The sequence below is a fragment of the Pseudomonas sp. NPDC090755 genome (assembly GCF_044769005.1).
In the GTDB taxonomy this organism is placed as follows: domain Bacteria; phylum Pseudomonadota; class Gammaproteobacteria; order Pseudomonadales; family Pseudomonadaceae; genus Aquipseudomonas.
On the sequence record NZ_JBIVXC010000005.1, the window covers coordinates 222,358 to 237,226 of the forward strand.

17 protein-coding genes and 1 pseudogene are annotated in these 14,869 nt (G+C 63.4%); 9 read left to right on the forward strand and 9 right to left on the reverse strand.

Annotation, left to right across the window (positions count from 1 at the left end; all coding sequences use genetic code 11):
* Positions 1-2: 2 nt before the first annotated feature.
* Positions 3-911 carry a 50S ribosomal protein L3 N(5)-glutamine methyltransferase gene (gene prmB / locus ACIQUS_RS10855; protein ID WP_403046576.1) on the reverse strand — a complete coding sequence of 303 codons (909 nt, stop codon included), beginning with the start codon at positions 909-911 and terminating at the stop codon, positions 3-5.
* A gap of 188 nt (positions 912-1,099) precedes the next feature.
* Here prmB and ACIQUS_RS10860 point away from each other — a divergent pair, with 188 nt between their 5' ends.
* The 5 genes from ACIQUS_RS10860 to ACIQUS_RS10880 all read left to right on the forward strand — a co-directional run bounded on the left by ACIQUS_RS10860 (position 1,100) and on the right by ACIQUS_RS10880 (position 3,741).
* Positions 1,100-1,690, forward strand: coding sequence for a cysteine hydrolase family protein (locus tag ACIQUS_RS10860; protein ID WP_403046579.1), 591 nt, complete (start codon positions 1,100-1,102; stop codon positions 1,688-1,690).
* Positions 1,691-1,767: 77 nt separating this feature from the next.
* Positions 1,768-2,088 (forward strand): hypothetical protein, encoded by a 321-nt coding sequence (locus ACIQUS_RS10865; protein WP_403046582.1) that lies wholly within the window; start codon positions 1,768-1,770, stop codon positions 2,086-2,088.
* A gap of 52 nt (positions 2,089-2,140) precedes the next feature.
* Positions 2,141-2,698, forward strand: coding sequence for a Smr/MutS family protein (locus tag ACIQUS_RS10870; protein ID WP_285861675.1), 558 nt, complete (start codon positions 2,141-2,143; stop codon positions 2,696-2,698).
* 69 nt (positions 2,699-2,767) lie between these two features.
* Positions 2,768-3,313, forward strand: coding sequence for a GTP cyclohydrolase I FolE (folE, locus tag ACIQUS_RS10875; RefSeq protein ID WP_403046586.1), 546 nt, complete (start codon positions 2,768-2,770; stop codon positions 3,311-3,313).
* Between the two features lie 59 nt (positions 3,314-3,372).
* Complete coding sequence (locus tag ACIQUS_RS10880; RefSeq protein WP_403046589.1) at positions 3,373-3,741, forward strand: glutaredoxin; 369 nt, start codon at positions 3,373-3,375, stop codon at positions 3,739-3,741.
* A gap of 4 nt (positions 3,742-3,745) precedes the next feature.
* Here the strand turns inward: ACIQUS_RS10880 and ACIQUS_RS10885 are convergent, their stop codons facing one another.
* Complete coding sequence (locus ACIQUS_RS10885) at positions 3,746-4,348, reverse strand: glutathione S-transferase family protein (RefSeq protein ID WP_403046592.1); 603 nt, start codon at positions 4,346-4,348, stop codon at positions 3,746-3,748.
* Between the two features lie 147 nt (positions 4,349-4,495).
* Between ACIQUS_RS10885 and ACIQUS_RS10890 the strand changes: the two genes are divergently transcribed.
* The gene (locus ACIQUS_RS10890; protein WP_403046595.1) at positions 4,496-5,686 is read left to right on the forward strand and encodes a benzoate/H(+) symporter BenE family transporter; all 1,191 of its coding nucleotides are present in this window, start codon (positions 4,496-4,498) and stop codon (positions 5,684-5,686) included.
* A gap of 20 nt (positions 5,687-5,706) precedes the next feature.
* Here the strand turns inward: ACIQUS_RS10890 and ACIQUS_RS10895 are convergent, their stop codons facing one another.
* The 3 genes and pseudogenes from ACIQUS_RS10895 to ACIQUS_RS10905 all read right to left on the reverse strand — a co-directional run bounded on the left by ACIQUS_RS10895 (position 5,707) and on the right by ACIQUS_RS10905 (position 9,173).
* Positions 5,707-6,588: a methyl-accepting chemotaxis protein gene (locus ACIQUS_RS10895; RefSeq protein ID WP_403046801.1), complete on the reverse strand. Its 882-nt coding sequence runs from the start codon at positions 6,586-6,588 to the stop codon at positions 5,707-5,709.
* A pseudogene (locus ACIQUS_RS10900) lies at positions 6,568-7,653 on the reverse strand (HAMP domain-containing protein); the annotation flags it as partial. The gene ACIQUS_RS10895 and the pseudogene ACIQUS_RS10900, both read right to left, overlap by 21 nt.
* Before the next feature lie 122 nt (positions 7,654-7,775).
* Positions 7,776-9,173: a PLP-dependent aminotransferase family protein gene (locus tag ACIQUS_RS10905; protein ID WP_403046597.1), complete on the reverse strand. Its 1,398-nt coding sequence runs from the start codon at positions 9,171-9,173 to the stop codon at positions 7,776-7,778.
* Between the two features lie 114 nt (positions 9,174-9,287).
* Between ACIQUS_RS10905 and ACIQUS_RS10910 the strand changes: the two genes are divergently transcribed.
* On the forward strand, positions 9,288-10,463 hold the full coding sequence (locus tag ACIQUS_RS10910) for an MFS transporter (protein ID WP_403046599.1): 1,176 nt from the start codon (positions 9,288-9,290) through the stop codon (positions 10,461-10,463).
* Here the strand turns inward: ACIQUS_RS10910 and ACIQUS_RS10915 are convergent.
* Entirely contained in the window at positions 10,450-11,211 is a 762-nt protein-coding gene (locus ACIQUS_RS10915) for an SDR family oxidoreductase (protein WP_403046602.1), read from the reverse strand. The genes ACIQUS_RS10910 and ACIQUS_RS10915 overlap by 14 nt on opposite strands.
* Positions 11,212-11,441: 230 nt before the next feature.
* On the opposite strand from ACIQUS_RS10915, the gene ACIQUS_RS10920 reads away from it, so the two are divergent.
* Positions 11,442-12,446, forward strand: coding sequence for an NADP-dependent oxidoreductase (locus tag ACIQUS_RS10920; RefSeq protein WP_403046604.1), 1,005 nt, complete (start codon positions 11,442-11,444; stop codon positions 12,444-12,446).
* Here ACIQUS_RS10920 and pyrF read toward each other — a convergent pair.
* The gene (pyrF, locus tag ACIQUS_RS10925; protein ID WP_403046607.1) at positions 12,436-13,137 is read right to left on the reverse strand and encodes an orotidine-5'-phosphate decarboxylase; all 702 of its coding nucleotides are present in this window, start codon (positions 13,135-13,137) and stop codon (positions 12,436-12,438) included. The two genes, ACIQUS_RS10920 and pyrF, sit on opposite strands and share 11 nt — an antisense overlap.
* Positions 13,138-13,314: 177 nt before the next feature.
* Between pyrF and ACIQUS_RS10930 the strand changes: the two genes are divergently transcribed.
* Positions 13,315-13,482, forward strand: a complete 168-nt coding sequence (locus ACIQUS_RS10930; RefSeq protein ID WP_403046610.1) for a DUF2897 family protein — start codon at positions 13,315-13,317, stop codon at positions 13,480-13,482.
* A gap of 22 nt (positions 13,483-13,504) precedes the next feature.
* On the opposite strand, the gene ACIQUS_RS10935 is transcribed toward ACIQUS_RS10930, so the two are convergent.
* Together ACIQUS_RS10935 and ACIQUS_RS10940 are read right to left on the reverse strand one after the other, a co-directional pair.
* On the reverse strand, positions 13,505-14,299 hold the full coding sequence (locus tag ACIQUS_RS10935; protein ID WP_403046613.1) for an SDR family NAD(P)-dependent oxidoreductase: 795 nt from the start codon (positions 14,297-14,299) through the stop codon (positions 13,505-13,507).
* Between the two features lie 140 nt (positions 14,300-14,439).
* On the reverse strand, positions 14,440-14,766 hold the full coding sequence (locus ACIQUS_RS10940) for a ComEA family DNA-binding protein (protein ID WP_403046615.1): 327 nt from the start codon (positions 14,764-14,766) through the stop codon (positions 14,440-14,442).
* Positions 14,767-14,869: the final 103 nt, after the last annotated feature.

Sequence of the window (14,869 nt, forward strand, 5' to 3'; positions counted from 1 at the left end):
CCTCACACCCGCGAAGCAAACAGCCCCTGGTGCTGGCGGCACTGGTCGGCCGTGAGCATGAACACCCCGTGCCCACCACGTTCGAACTCAAGCCAGGTGAAGTCCACCTCCGGGTACAACGCCTCGACGTGCACCTGGCTGTTGCCCACCTCGACGATCAGCAGGCCTTTTTCGCTCAGGTGATCCGCCGCCTCGGCCAGCATCCGCCGTACCAGGTCCAGGCCGTCGTTGCCGCAGGCCAGCCCCAGCTCCGGTTCGTGATGGTATTCCTGCGGCATGTCGGCGAAGTCTTCGGCATCGACATAGGGCGGGTTGGACAGGATCAGGTCGAAACGCTGGCCCGGCAAACCTTCGAAACCATCGCCCTGCACGGTGTACACACGCTCATCGAGCCCATGGCGCTCGATGTTCTGGTTGGCGACCTCCAGCGCGTCGAACGACAGGTCGGCCAGCACCACCTCGGCGTCCGGGAACACCTCGGCACTGACGATACCAATGCAGCCGGACCCGGTGCACAGGTCGAGGATGCGCGCAGGCTCGCTGGCCAGCCACGGCGCGAAGCGCTTTTCGATCAGCTCGCCGATGGGCGAGCGTGGAATCAGCACACGTTCGTCGACGATGAACGACAGGCCGCAGAACCATGCCTCGCCCAGCAGGTAGGCGGTAGGCACGCGGTCTTCGATGCGGCGCTTGAGCAGGCGTTGCAGGTGCACCAGCTCGTCGTCTTCCAACTGGCAGTCAAGGTAACTGTCGGCAATTTCCCAGGGCAGGTGCACCGCACCCAGCACCAGCAGCCGCGCCTCGTCCCAGGCGTTATCGGCGCCATGCCCGAAAAACAGGCCATGCTCATGGAAGCGGCTGACAGCCCAACGGATATGATCGCGCAGGGTGCGCAGGCGAGAAGTGATCACGACAGACTCCTTGAAAGACGACCTGCGATTCTACCAGCCCGGTCAAGGAAAAGGTCGGCAAAACACCCTGTAAGTTTTTCACCGACATGGCTGCAGGCCACTAACCACGCCACTTGTACGCGAAGCGATTCACATAAGTGCTCAGGCAGGGGACAATAGGTGAAAAGCCCTATCCAAAGGAGCCCTTGATGTCTGTTCCAACGACGATGTTCCACCTCAGTGGCCGCGGCTATCCGCCGGCCAAACTGAGCAATGCCAGCCTGGTCATTATCGACGCGCAAAAAGAGTACCTCAGCGGTCCGCTGGCGTTGTCGGGCATGGACGAGGCGGTGAAGAACATCGCTAAAATGCTCGAGGCTGCCCGCAAGGCCGGTCGCCCGATCATCCATGTGCGCCACCTGGGCACCGTCGGTGGCCTGTTCGACCCCCAGGGCCCGCGCGGCGAGTTCATCCCGGGCCTCGAACCCCAGGGCGACGAGGTGATCATCGAAAAGCGCATGCCCAACGCGTTCAAGAACACCCAGCTGCACGAAACCCTGCAGCGCTTCGGTCACCTTGACTTGATCGTCTGCGGTTTCATGAGCCACTCCAGTGTCAGCACCACCGTGCGCCGGGCCAAGGACTATGGTTACCGTTGCACCCTGATCGAGGATGCCTGCGCCACCCGTGACCTGCCATTCAAGGACGGTGTCATTCCCGCTGCGCAGATCCAGCAGAGCGAGATGGCGATCATGGCCGACAACTTCGCCTGCGTGGCCCCCACCAGCAGCCTGATCTGAGCGGTCGGGCAACGGGCTGGCGGAACCACCTTGCGGCTTTTCGGTCCAACACCGGATATCCATAGAGGAAATCGGCAATGAAATTGTCCGACGGTTTCGATGCCAAGCGCTTGCGCCAGCGTGAGCCACGCAACTGGGGCGCACGCCTGGCGGCAGCCTTTTCGGCGTTGCTGGCGACCCTGGGCGTGCTCCTGGCCATGGCCGGCACCGCCAGCCTGCTCGGCAATCCCGAGGCGCTGGCCGAGCTCAATGCCAACCGCGCCGGGGCCGCGGTGATCCTCGCCGCCGGCCTGTTGTTGCTGTACCTGGGTATCTGGTTCTGGCGCCGCAGCCGTCTACGCCTGCGCCGCAGCCGGGAGCTGAACCTGTCGCCGCACCTGATGAAGAAACACGATTGACTGCAACCTGTGGAGGAGTCGCGTAAACTGCGCCGCCCAGGCGGAGGCTTACATGCAAGACGACGATTTTTCCCTGTTCAAGAGCGAGATGCGCGGCGTCAAGCCGATCAAGCATGATCGCGCCGAGGTCGGCAAGCCCAAGGCCGACCGCAAGCAGCTGGCCGGCCTGCGCCAGGCGGCCACCGTCCGAAGCGACCAGAGTGTGGTCGATGGACTTTCGGACCAGTTCGTCATCGATGTCGGCCCCGAAGACGATCTGCACTGGCGCCGTGATGGCGTTCAGGAAAGCCAGATGCGCAAGCTCAAGCTGGGCCAGATCGCTTTCGAAGGCAGCCTCGACCTGCACGGCATGAATGTCGAAAAGGCCCGCGAGACCCTCTGGGCCTTCCTGGCCGAGGCCACCCGTTTCGAAGTGCGCTGCGTGCGGGTCACCCACGGCAAGGCCGTGCGCCTGGATGGCAAGAAGCCGATGATCAAGAGCCACGTCAACACCTGGCTGCGCCAGCACCCGCAAGTACTGGGCTTTACCTCGTGCCAGGCCCGCCATGGCGGCACCGGTGCGGTGTATGTCATGCTCAAACGAACCATGCTCGAAGGCCGTGACGAGTAACGCCGCGCTTGCAGCGTCGTCACAGCCGCCGTACCCTTCGCGTTTGCGATAAATACCACAGGTAGATCCATGTCCCTGGAACAGAACTACACCGCTATCCTCGGCCAACTCGGCGAGGACGTCTCCCGCGAGGGCCTGCTCGACACGCCCAAGCGGGCTGCGAAGGCCATGCAGTACCTTTGCCGCGGTTATGAACAAACCCTGGAAGAAGTCACCAACGGCGCCCTGTTCAGCTCCGACAACAGCGAAATGGTCCTGGTCAAGGACATCGAGCTGTACTCGTTGTGCGAACACCATATGCTGCCGTTCATCGGCAAGGCCCACGTTGCCTACATTCCCGATGGCAAGGTCCTGGGCTTGTCGAAGGTGGCGCGGATCGTCGACATGTACGCACGTCGCCTGCAGATCCAGGAAAACCTCAGCCGCCAGATCGCCGAGGCGGTCCAGCAGGTCACCGGCGCCCTGGGCGTGGCAGTGGTCATCGAAGCCAAGCACATGTGCATGATGATGCGTGGCGTCGAGAAGCAGAACTCGACCATGATCACCTCGGTAATGCTCGGTTCGTTCCGCGCAAACGCCGCCACCCGCAGCGAGTTCCTCAGCCTGATCAAGTAAGCAGGCGCGTCATCGAGCCGACCCACCGTGGTCGGCTTTTTTCATTCCCAGGAGTTGCCATGATCGTCAAAGCACTGCGTGTGGGCCTTGGCCAGTTGATCGTATTCGCCGACTGGATCAGTCGCCCGGCCAAGCTCAAGCGCGACCCCGCGGCCCAGGCCAAGGTCGAGCAACAGGCCAAGGGCCTGAGCCTTTATCAGTTCCACGCCTGCCCCTTCTGCGTGAAAACCCGCCGCACCCTGCACCGCCTGAATGTGCCGGTGGCCCTGCGCGATGCCAAGAACGACGAACAGCACCGCCAGGCCCTGCTCGCCGAGGGCGGCAAGGTCAAGGTGCCGTGCCTGCGCATCGAAGAAGACGGCAAGACCACCTGGATGTACGAATCCAAGGTGATCATCGACTACCTCAACAAGCGTTTTGCCGCCTGATCGATCAACCGATCATGGGCACATGACGGGGATGGCTGGCGACACGCTCCAGCCATGCCTGGATGCCCGGGAAGCCGTCCAGGTCAAAGCCCCCCTGCTGGGCGACATGGGTGTAGGCATACAGCGCGACGTCGGCGATCGAGTAGCTTTCGCCGACCAGGAAAGGCGTTAGCTGCAGCTGTTTTTCCATCACCCGCAGGGCCTTGTAACCGCCCTTGTGCAAGCTCTTGTATTCCTCAATACGTTCCTGCGGCAGCCCCAGGTAGAACTGGATGAAGCGCGCCACGGCGATGTAGGGCTCGTGGCTGTACTGCTCGAAGAACTGCCATTGCAGCACTTGCGTGCGCAAACGTGGCGAGGCAGGCAGGAACTCGGTGCCGTCGGCGAGGAAGTTGAGGATCGCGTTGGATTCCCACAGGTAGGTCCCGTCTTCGAGTTCCAGCACCGGCACCTTGCCGTTGGGGTTCATGGACAGGAACGCCGGGGTTTCCGTCTCACCCTTGAGAATATCCACCGAGTGCCACTCATAGGGCAGGCCGAGCAGGTGCAACATCAGCTTGACCTTGTAGCAATTGCCCGACTGGTAATCTCCATAAACCTTGTACATCGCTCCCCCCATTCAAAGGCTGAAACCTGGCCGCACTCATAGTTGGTGACTGTACGGCTAAATGCAATGCCTGCTGTATGGCAACGGTCAACAACCTGCACGGTAGTCTGAAAAAACTGCTTACACCTAGAACAAGGATCGACCCCCATGTCCGATGCCACCTCTGCGCAATTGCGCCCGCTGGCCGACTCTTCGCCCTCAGCCGTCGTCGCCGGTTTCATTGCCATGATGACCGGCTACACCAGCTCCCTGGTGCTGATGTTCCAGGCCGGTCAGGCGGCAGGCCTGACCAGCGGGCAGATATCCTCCTGGATCTGGGCGCTGTCGATCGGCATGGCCGTTTGCAGCATCGGCCTGTCCCTGCGCTACCGCACGCCGATCACGGTGGCCTGGTCGACCCCCGGCGCGGCGCTTCTGATCACAAGCCTGGGCGGCGTCAGCTACGGCGAAGCCATCGGCGCCTACATCACCTGTGCCGTGCTGGTGGTGATCTGCGGCCTGACCGGCAGTTTCGAACGCCTGGTCAAGCGTATCCCCGCCTCGCTGGCGTCGGCCTTGCTGGCCGGCATCCTGTTCAAGATCGGCAGCGAGATCTTCATCGCCGCCCAGCACCGCACCACTCTGGTGCTGGGGATGTTCTTCAGCTACCTGATCGTCAAGCGCCTGTCGCCGCGTTATGCGGTGCTCGCCGCCTTGCTGGTGGGCACGGCCTTGTCCGGCGCCATGGGCTTGCTGGATTTCAGCGGCTTTCGCCTGGAAGTCGCGACACCGGTCTGGACCACGCCGAGCTTTTCCCTGGCGGCGACCATCAGCATCGGCATTCCGCTGTTCGTGGTGGCCATGACCTCGCAGAACATGCCAGGCGTCGCCGTGCTGCGCGCCGACGGTTACCAGGTACCGGCATCGCCGCTGATCTCGGTCACCGGCCTGGCCTCGCTGGTGCTGGCCCCCTTCGGTTCCCACGGCATCAACCTGGCGGCCATCAGCGCGGCCATCTGCACCGGCCCCCACGCTCATGAAGACCCGAACAAGCGCTATACCGCCGCGGTCTGGTGTGGCGTCTTCTACGGCATCGCCGGCATCTTCGGCGCAACCCTGGCCGCCCTCTTCGCCGCCCTGCCCAAGGAACTGGTGCTGTCGATTGCCGCCCTGGCCCTGTTCGGCTCGATCATGAATGGCCTGACCGTGGCCATGAACGAGGCGAAGGAGCGCGAGGCGGCGTTGATCACCTTCATGGTCACGGCGTCGGGCTTTACCCTGTTCTCGATCGGTTCGGCGTTCTGGGGGATCGTGGCGGGTGTGCTGACCTTGATGATTCTCAACGGGCGCAAGGTTTGAGATGGCTGCACAGTTGGTAATCAAAGCCTGAAATGCCCGACCATGCCCTTCAGGTCATTACCCAACTGCGCCAGCTCGACACTGGAACGTGCATTGCCCTTCATCGCCACTGCCGACTGATCGGCGCTGCTGCGAATCTGGGTGACGCTGCGATTGATCTCCTCGGCCACCGAGCTCTGCTCTTCGGCTGCGGCGGCAATCTGCTGGTTCATCTGCTGGATCAATGACACCGCCGCCGCAATGCTGCCCAGGGCACTTTCGGTCTGCAGGGCGTCGGCCACCGCCTGTTTGACCAGTTCGCTACTGCCCTGGATCTGCGCCACCGAAGCCTGGGCGCTACCGCGCAAACGGCTGACCAGGTGTTCGATCTCCTCGGTGGACTGCCGGGTGCGCCGGGCCAGGGCCCGTACCTCATCGGCCACCACGGCAAAACCGCGACCCTGCTCGCCGGCCCGGGCCGCTTCGATGGCGGCGTTGAGGGCCAGCAGGTTGGTCTGTTCCGCCACGCTCTTGATCACGTCCAGTACCGTTGCGATGGTCTGGATTTCGGCGCTCAGGCTTTCGATACCCAGACTGGCCGATTCGGCGGAACGGGCCAGTTGTTCGATCCGCTGCATCCCCTGGCGTACCACCTGCTGGCCGCTACCAACCTTGTCATCCGCCGCCTGGGCTGCCAATGCAGCCTCTTCGGCATTGCGCGCGACATCATGAACCGTGGCGGTCATCTGCTGCATCGCGGTGGCCACCTGTTCGGTTTCCTCCTTCTGGCTGCCGACCTCACGGTTGGTCTGCTCGGCCACCGCCGACAGCGATTGGGCATTGCTCGCCAACTGCTCGATACCGTGCTGCAAGCCGCTGACAATGCCGCTCAAGCCCGAGCCCATGCGTTGCATGGCCTGCATCAACTGACCGATTTCATCCCGGCGATCAACGCTGATGGTGCCACTCAGGTCACCGGCGGCGATCTGCTCGGCGCGCCCGATCACCTGCCGCAGCGGCCCGACCACCGCGCGGGTGATCAGCCAGGCCGCCACCACGCCAGTGAGTAACGCCAGCAGTGAGGCCAGCAGGATCGATACGGCATTCCTTTTGAGCTCATCCTGCATGATCTGCTCTTGCAGGAGGCTGGCCTGGTCGACCTGGGTGGTCACCTGAGTGGCCTGTTGCTGCAGCAACTGCTTGAGTTGCTGCTCGCGCGCGAGCAAGTCGGTGTACTCCCCCAGCTTTTCGCTGAAACTGCCGATATGGCCACTGACTTCGTTGAGTACGGTCTGGTAACCGGCATCGCTGACCCCGGCCTTGAGCTGCTCGACCAGTGCACCAGCTTGCTCGGCCTGCTCGATACGGCCCTGGCGGGCTTCCTCGCTGCCCTTGCGATTGTGCTCCAGGCGCACCCGTGCCTCGTCCATGGCCTGGAGCATCAACCGGGCGACCTGGGCCACCTGGCCGGACTGCTCGACGAACTCGGCACCCTGCTGGCCCTGGCTGTCCTTGAGGGTGTAGGTGCCGTCGTCGGCCAGCCCGGCCTGCAGCACGTCAAGGTTGTTGGAGACACTCGATACCGACCAACTGGCCATGTCCAACGCCAGCTCCTTGGACTGGGTCAGTGCGACGAACTCATCGAAGCGTTGGCGATAGTCATTCAATGCCTGCTCGACACCGCTGCCGGTCAACTGCGGCAGGTCCCGCACCTGGGCCAGCAACGCCTCCAACCCTTGATGCACGGCTTCCACGGCCTTGGGGTCGGAGCGCAGGGCAAAGGCTTGTTCCTGCAAGCGCACCTTGAGCAGCCCGGTGTTGAGCGCCGTGATCTGCTTGAGGCTATCGAATCGCTGGCCGACGCTGTGCAGCGCGGCAATGGCGCAGAACGCCACAACGGCGGTCAGCAGCAGGACCAGGGCAAAGCCCAGGCCCAGCTTGCGCGCCATCCCCAGGTTGGCAAAAAAACCACGTTTGACCGCGCTCATCGCACCTCCCCCTGTCGCCCGACACACGGTAAAGACTCAAAGCCGCAGAGTGGCAACGACGACTGTGCCGGCACAAGATGTTGGCGCCGCAATAATGGCGAAAAGCTACGATCCAGTCGTTTTCAGGACGGCGGAGGTCGCCTTGTGCGCTGGAAAAATGCCTGGGCGCGCTGATCCTGGGCATAGGCGACATTGATCCGCAGCCAGTCGCTGGCGACGCCCTGTGGATAAAAGGCACTGCCCGGCGCCAACAACACCGAACAGGCCCGGGCGTCGCGATCGAGCGCGGCAAAATCCCGGCCCGGGCAACGGGCCCAGACGAACATGCCGCCGTAAGGCTCGGCAAACACCTCCCAGCCGCATGCCTCCAACTGTCCCAGCGCCTTGGCCATGTGCTGGGCCAGGCGCAGGCGAAGGCGTGAGACGCTCTTGCGGTACGTACCACTGGCCAGCATCTGCGCCACCACCTGTTCGGTAAAGCGTGAAGTGCCAAGGCCGGTAACCATCTTCAACTCGGCCAGGCGGGTAATCAGCGCGGGGGCCGCCACCAGATAGCCCACCCGCAGCGAACTGCTCAGGGTCTTGGACAGGCTGGCCAGGTAGATTACCCGCTGCTCGGCATCCAGGCTGACCAGGCGCGTGACCGCACCGTCCTGGAAGTCGGCATAGATATCGTCTTCGATGACCTGCACGTCGTACTCCCGGGCAAGCTCCAGCAAGCGATAGGCCACCCTGGGTGTCAGGCTGCTGCCCGTGGGGTTGTGGTACAGGCTGTTGATGTACAGGCAGCGTGGACGATGACGCCGCAACAGGTCTTCCAGCACCTGCAGGTCCGGGCCGGTGGCGGTCCGCGGCATCTCCAGCATTTCTATTCCGTGCTGGCGCAACAGGTTGTAGAGGTTGTAGTAGCCCGGGCTTTCCACCAGCACCTTGTCACCGGGTTTGAGCAGGGCCCGCACCAGCAGGTCAAGGGCATGGCTGGCCCCCTGGGTGGTAAGGATCTGCTCGGCCCCCACCTCGACCCCGACCAGCCCCAGGCGTTTGTGCAACTGACTGCGCAAGCTGGCCAGGCCCAGGGGTGGGCAATAGTCGATCAGGTCTTCCACCGGCCCCCGGCTGACCTGCCGCACAGCCTGGGCAATCGCTTCGCTGGCGCGCCAGCTGGAAGGCACCCAGCCACAACAGAGCTTGAGCAACCCGGCCTGGTCGTCATTGAACTGTTGCCAGCGTCCGTCGAAGGCCTCGTCGCGCAGCGGCTGATCGAGCACAGGTTCGCCGAGCCGCTGTTCGGCCACGAAAAAACCGGCGCCATGGCGCGCCTGAAGCCAGCCGGCGGCCACCAGGCGGTCATAGCTTTCGATCACGCAGGACTGACTGACCCCCTGCTCTCGCGCCAGTTGCCGAATCGATGGCAACCGAGTACCCGGCCGCAAGCGTCGCTGCCGGATCCAGGCTTGCAGTTGCTCGGCCAGTTGCTGCACCAGCGGCGTGGAAGACTGACGATCGAGGGTAAGGTTCATGGGCAAAGTGTTCGCTGTTTTTGTCCAAACAGTTAACCACAAATCCACAACGGGTGTGCCTTGTGGCAGAGCAGGCCCCAGGTGGATAGTCGCGCCATCGACAAGGAGTTACCCATGCCTACCCTGCGCTCCCCTGCCCTGCTCGCCCTGGCCCTGTGCCTGATCACCTTTGCGGTCAACCTGCAGGCGCCGTTGTACACGGCCTATGCCGAACTGTCCGGACAGGGTGCAGGGGCAACGGCAATTGCCTTTTCCGGTTATGTACTGGGTGTACTGCCGGTGTTGCTGCTGCTGGGTGGCCTTGCCGACCGGGTCGGTCGACGACCGTTGATCCTGGTGGCCCTGGGGCTGTCGATGCTCGCCACCTTGATCATGCTGCTGGCGCCCGGCCTGCAAGCCTTGGGCCTGGCGCGCTTGCTGCTCGGCGCAGGCACCGCGCTGGCATCGGCGACGGGAACCGCCTACATGAGCGAGCTGATGCCCGGCAGCGACAACCGTCGTGCCGCCACCTGGGTCACCGCCAGTACCTCCCTGGGCTTTGGCCTGGGGGCGGCGCTGACCAGTGTGTTCCTGCTCAGCGGCCCCGACCTGCGCCCCGGCAGCTTCTACCTGCACCTGCTGCTTGCCGCCCTGGTCTTGCTCGCTGTCTGGCGCCTGCCTGATCAGCGCGCGCCCCGTACGACACCGCTACTGCGCTTGCCCTGCTACCCGAGCGGCAGCCTGGCCTATGGCCTGGCGATCCTGCTGGCCTGGGCGTGTGTCGGGCTGGTGATCGCTTTGTTGCCGTCCATCCTCAAGCAGCATGGGCTGGCCAGCTGGTCCGGATTTTCGACGTTTTGCGTGATCAGCTGCGGTTTGTTGTTCCAGCCCCTGGCACGCCGCCTGCCCCCGGCAAGAGCAACCGCAGTCGGCCTGCTGGTGCTGCCGTGCAGCTATGCGCTGCTGGCCTGGGGAGCTGACTCCGGCGAACTGGCAGCGGTACTGCTCGGCACCATCGCCGCCAGCAGCGCCTGCTATGGCTTTATCTACCTGGGTGGCCTGTCAGCGGTGAACAGCCTGGCGGGCGAGGAAAAGACCCGCGCCAGCGCAGGCTTCTTCCTGTTGGCCTATCTGGGCTTCAGCTTACCGGTCATCCTCACCGGATTACTGGTCGACCGCCTCGGCGCTGGTGCCGCCTTGCTGGTGTTCGGCCTGGCGCTTCTGATCGGCTGCCTGCTGGTTGGCCTGGCCCTGTGGCGCAGCCACAAGGCCCTGTCGACAGGCCAGTTGGCGGCGCTCAGATTGCGGTAGCCCCACCATCCACCGCCAGCGCATGACCCGTAGTAAAGGCGGCGCCGTCACTGCACAGGTAGAGCACCGCGCTGGCGATTTCCTCGACCTTGCCGATCCGACCGACCGGGTGCATGGCCGCGGCAAACTCGGCCTTGCGCGGGTCGGCCTCATAGGCGCGTCGGAACATGTCTGTGTCAATCACTGCCGGGCACACGGCGTTGACCCGGATCTTCTTCTTGGCGTACTCGATGGCCGCCGACTTGGTCAGGCCGATCACCGCATGTTTGGATGCGCTGTAGATGCTCATCTTCGGTGCCGCCCCCAGGCCCGCGACCGACGCGGTGTTGACGATGGCGCCACCACCCTGGGCCAGCAACAAGGGCAACTGGTGCTTCATGCACAGCCAGACACCCTTGACGTTGACGCCCATGATCGCGTCGAACTCGGCCTCGCTACCTTCGGCCAGGCGCCCCTGTTCGATTTCGATGCCGGCGTTGTTGAAGGCGTAGTCCAGTCGCCCGTACGCTTCAACCGTTCGCGCCAGCAACTGCTGCACATCGGCCTCGCGGGTAACGTTGCAGGCCACGAACAGGGCCTCGCCCCCGGCGCTACGGATCAGCTCGACCGTCGCCTCGCCGCCGGCGGCGTCCAGGTCGCCCACCACCACCTTCAATCCCTCGGCGGCGAACGCCAGGGCCGTGGCCCGGCCAATACCTGCCGCACCACCGGTGACCAGGGCAACCTGGCCGGAAAACGTCATGCTCATCGTTGGCTCCTGCAACAAAGTGAAGTCTGTGGCCAGGAGTCTAGTCAGGCAGCGCCGCCGATTGGCAGCATCATCAGGGCGCCGGTTGAGGGGGTATCGCTACCGGTTATTGTCGGGCCTTTGGGGATCACGGTCATCGATCGCCCGGCATTCGCAACGCCTGCGCAGCTTGCCGGATCGCCTGTGAGGGTCTATCAACAGACTTTGCCCTTCATTTCAGAGGCCCTGCCATGACTGCCCAAACCAACCGCCGCTTCCTGCTCAGCAAACGCCCGATCGGGGCGGTCAGCCGCGATGACTTCAGCTTCGAGCAGGTAGAGGTGGGCGAACCCGCTGAAGGCCAGGTGCTGGTGAAAAACCTCTACCTGTCCCTGGACCCCGCCATGCGCGGCTGGATGAACGAAGGCAAGTCCTACATCCCGCCGGTCGGCCTGGGCCAGGTGATGCGCGCCCTCGGCGTCGGTCAGGTGATTGCCTCGAAGCACCCGGGCTTTGCCGTCGGCGACCACGTCAACGGTGCCCTCGGTGTGCAGGACTATTTCCTCGGCGACCCCCAGGGCTTCTACAAGATCGATCCGACCCTGGCGCCACTGCCGCGCTACCTGTCGGCCTTGGGCATGACCGGCATGACCGCCTACTTCGCCCTGCTCGACGTCGGCGCGCCCAAGGCCGGTGAAACCGTGGTGATTTCCGGGGCCGCCGGTGCCGTGGGCAGCATTGCCGGACAGATCGCCAGGATCAAGGGCTGCCGCGTGGTGGGCATTGCCGGAGGCGAGCAGAAATGCCAGTACCTCAAGGACGAACTGGGCTTTGACGGGGTCATCGACTACAAGGCCGAAGATGTGCTGGAAGGCTTGAAACGAGAATGCCCGAAAGGCGTGGACGTCTATTTCGACAACGTCGGCGGCGACATCCTCGATGCCGTGCTCACCCGCCTGAATTTCAAGGCGCGGGTGGTGATCTGCGGTGCCATCAGCCAGTACAACAACAAGCAGGCGGTCAAGGGGCCGGCCAACTACCTGTCACTGCTGGTCAACCGCGCGCGCATGGAAGGTTTCGTGGTCATGGACCACGCCGCCCACTATGGCCAGGCGGCGCAGGAGATTGCTGGCTGGCTGGCAACCGGCAAGGTGAAGAGCAAGGAAGACGTGGTCGACGGCCTGGAAACCTTCCCCGAGACACTGCTCAAGCTGTTCAGCGGGGAAAATTTCGGCAAGCTGGTGCTCAAGCCCTGATTTCGGCAACCACGGCAGCCAGCGCCTGGGCTGGGTCGGCGGCCTGGCTGATCGGGCGACCGATCACCAGGTAGTCGGAGCCGGCGTCCAGGGCCTGGCGCGGGGTGAGGATGCGGCGTTGGTCATCCTGGGCACTGCCGGCCGGGCGAATGCCCGGGGTCACCAACTGCAGGGACGGATGCGCTGCCTTGAGGGCCGGTGCTTCCAGGGCCGAGCAGACCAGCCCGTCCATACCGGCCTTTTGCGCCAGGGCGGCCAGGCGCAGCACCTGCTCCTGGGGTTCGATATCCAGGCCGATGCCGGCGAGGTCTTCACGCTCCATGCTGGTCAACACGGTCACACCGATCAGCAGTGGCTGCGGACCGCTGCGCTTGGCCAGCTCTTCACGGCAGGCCGCCATCATGCGCAAACCGCCGGAGCAGTGCACATTGACCATCCACACGCCCATCTCTGCAGCGGCCTTGACGGCCATGGCGGTGGTATTGGGAATGTCATGGAATTTCAGGTCGAGGAATACCTCGAAACCCTTGTCGACCAGGGTCTCGACGATGCCCGAAGCACTGCTGGTGAACAGCTCCTTGCCGACCTTGACCCGGCACAGGGCGGGATCAAGCTGATCGGCCAGCTTCAGGGCGGCGTCACGAGTAGGGAAATCCAGGGCGACGATGATGGGCGTCTGGCAGGCGGACATGGGCTGGTCTCTTGGCAAGTCTTGAACGGCGCGCATTGTAAACGAAGCAGCGGCCCGTGGGGGGCCGAAGATCGCGAATTAGCCCGGCGGCGCCGGTGTCCCTATAATTGAACCAATGGATGGCGTATTTGCCCAAATGTTAAGCAGCGGCATCAGTACCCTGCTGAGGAGAACCCCATGCCCTGGTATGCCTGGTTGATACTGGTCCTGGCCATCGGCTCCATTGTTGGTGGCCTGATGCTGTTACGCGACACCGCGAAAAAGCTGCCCCTGACCGAGGAGCAGCTCAAGCGCATTCACGAACGCAATGCCGAAATGGATGCCAAGGACGCCAAGGACCGCTGAGCGCTCCGCCCGCCCTCTCACATCACTTGTAACGTGCTGCGGCCGAACTGCGCGACAAATTTGGTCCCAGTGCGTCCCGCGCCTTGATGTAGGCCTGCCAGTCGGCGACATCCGGCAATGACGGGATGGTCACCACTTCCTGTTGATCCAGCCCAGCCAGGGCCGCATCGACCATCTCCCCTACCTCCATGACCATCCGCGGATCGATCTGCGCGACATCCAGCCCAGTTCGCTCCCAGATCTCGGTGCGGGTGACACCTGGCAACACGGCCTGGACCTGCACGCCCTTGTCGCTCAGTTCTCCATGCAGTGTCTGGGTCAGGCTCAGCACATAGGCCTTGCTGGCGCTGTACACCGCGTTGAACAGCTGCGGTGCCAGGGCCACCACTGACGCCAGGTTGATGATGGTGCCGCGGCCGGCCTGGGCAAACCGGGCCGCCGCTGCCGATGCCAGGCGGGTGACCGCGACGATGTTGAGCGCAACCAGCGCGTCGATCTGTTGCCCGGTTGCCTCGGCCAGGGTGCCGTGCATGGCAATCCCCGCGTTATTGACCAGCACACCGATATCGGCATCGTCACGCAGACGCTGCTCCACGCGCGCCAGATCCGCCGGCTGGGCAAGGTCGGCCTGCAACACCTCGACATTCACGCCGTGGCGCGCTTGCAAATCGGCTGCCAGGGCTTCAAGCCGCTGCCGATCACGCGCAACCAGCAGCAGATCATGTCCGCGCGCCGCCAGTCGCTCAGCGTAGACCGCGCCAATCCCCGAAGAAGCACCGGTAACGAGCGCGGTAGGTGCAATCGATACGTCAGTCATAGCGTTGATCTCCACAGGCTTGCAATGATGGGTTGAGGCCGTCGAAACAAAATATTACCAGCATAATATTTTAACAACCCCAACCGACCAAAGGCATTCACTGAGGACAAGCCGATCGATGATCGGCCTGAACAGTGGCGTCAGTTAACCGTGAGTTTGTCGCGGTTGCGGTCAAGCAGGGCCTTGCCGATGCCCTTGATCTCGAGCAGTTCATCCACGGAGGTAAAGGGGCCGTTCGCCTGGCGATAGGCGACGATGGCTTCGGCCTTGGTTTTGCCAATACCGATGAGGGTGGATTGCAAGGTGCCGGCGTCAGCGCTGTTGAGGTCAAGACGCGTGTCAGTCTGCTGGGAGGCGACAACAGGTGCCGGGCTGGTAGCGGGTGTGGTGGCAGGCGCTGCACTTAGCGAGAAGGATACGCTGGCGAACAGGGGCAGCAGCAGGTAGGAAAGGACGGTGTTGCGCATGGGGTAGCACTCCTTGGACTGGTTTCAAATGGCAGCTTTTCCTTGGCTGCTTTTGAAACCTAGTCCTAAGGAGCGAAGAATCAAACAGGTATCGCCCGTAGAT

Excerpts from the sequence above, each read along its gene's own strand:
- ACIQUS_RS10940 (WP_403046615.1), bottom strand. The coding sequence starts at position 14,766 with ATGCGCAACACCGTCCTTTCCTACCTGCTGCTGCCCCTGTTCGCCAGC.
- ACIQUS_RS10905 (WP_403046597.1), bottom strand. The coding sequence starts at position 9,173 with ATGAACCTTACCCTCGATCGTCAGTCTTCCACGCCGCTGGTGCAGCAA.
- ACIQUS_RS10920 (WP_403046604.1), top strand. The coding sequence starts at position 11,442 with ATGACTGCCCAAACCAACCGCCGCTTCCTGCTCAGCAAACGCCCGATC.
- ACIQUS_RS10870 (WP_285861675.1), top strand. The coding sequence starts at position 2,141 with ATGCAAGACGACGATTTTTCCCTGTTCAAGAGCGAGATGCGCGGCGTC.
- ACIQUS_RS10930 (WP_403046610.1), top strand. The coding sequence starts at position 13,315 with ATGCCCTGGTATGCCTGGTTGATACTGGTCCTGGCCATCGGCTCCATT.
- pyrF (WP_403046607.1), bottom strand. The coding sequence starts at position 13,137 with ATGTCCGCCTGCCAGACGCCCATCATCGTCGCCCTGGATTTCCCTACT.
- ACIQUS_RS10865 (WP_403046582.1), top strand. The coding sequence starts at position 1,768 with ATGAAATTGTCCGACGGTTTCGATGCCAAGCGCTTGCGCCAGCGTGAG.
- ACIQUS_RS10935 (WP_403046613.1), bottom strand. The coding sequence starts at position 14,299 with ATGACTGACGTATCGATTGCACCTACCGCGCTCGTTACCGGTGCTTCT.
- ACIQUS_RS10895 (WP_403046801.1), bottom strand. The coding sequence starts at position 6,588 with ATGCAGGCCATGCAACGCATGGGCTCGGGCTTGAGCGGCATTGTCAGC.
- ACIQUS_RS10910 (WP_403046599.1), top strand. The coding sequence starts at position 9,288 with ATGCCTACCCTGCGCTCCCCTGCCCTGCTCGCCCTGGCCCTGTGCCTG.
- ACIQUS_RS10860 (WP_403046579.1), top strand. The coding sequence starts at position 1,100 with ATGTCTGTTCCAACGACGATGTTCCACCTCAGTGGCCGCGGCTATCCG.
- folE (WP_403046586.1), top strand. The coding sequence starts at position 2,768 with ATGTCCCTGGAACAGAACTACACCGCTATCCTCGGCCAACTCGGCGAG.
- ACIQUS_RS10915 (WP_403046602.1), bottom strand. The coding sequence starts at position 11,211 with ATGAGCATGACGTTTTCCGGCCAGGTTGCCCTGGTCACCGGTGGTGCG.
- ACIQUS_RS10880 (WP_403046589.1), top strand. The coding sequence starts at position 3,373 with ATGATCGTCAAAGCACTGCGTGTGGGCCTTGGCCAGTTGATCGTATTC.
- ACIQUS_RS10890 (WP_403046595.1), top strand. The coding sequence starts at position 4,496 with ATGTCCGATGCCACCTCTGCGCAATTGCGCCCGCTGGCCGACTCTTCG.
- ACIQUS_RS10885 (WP_403046592.1), bottom strand. The coding sequence starts at position 4,348 with ATGTACAAGGTTTATGGAGATTACCAGTCGGGCAATTGCTACAAGGTC.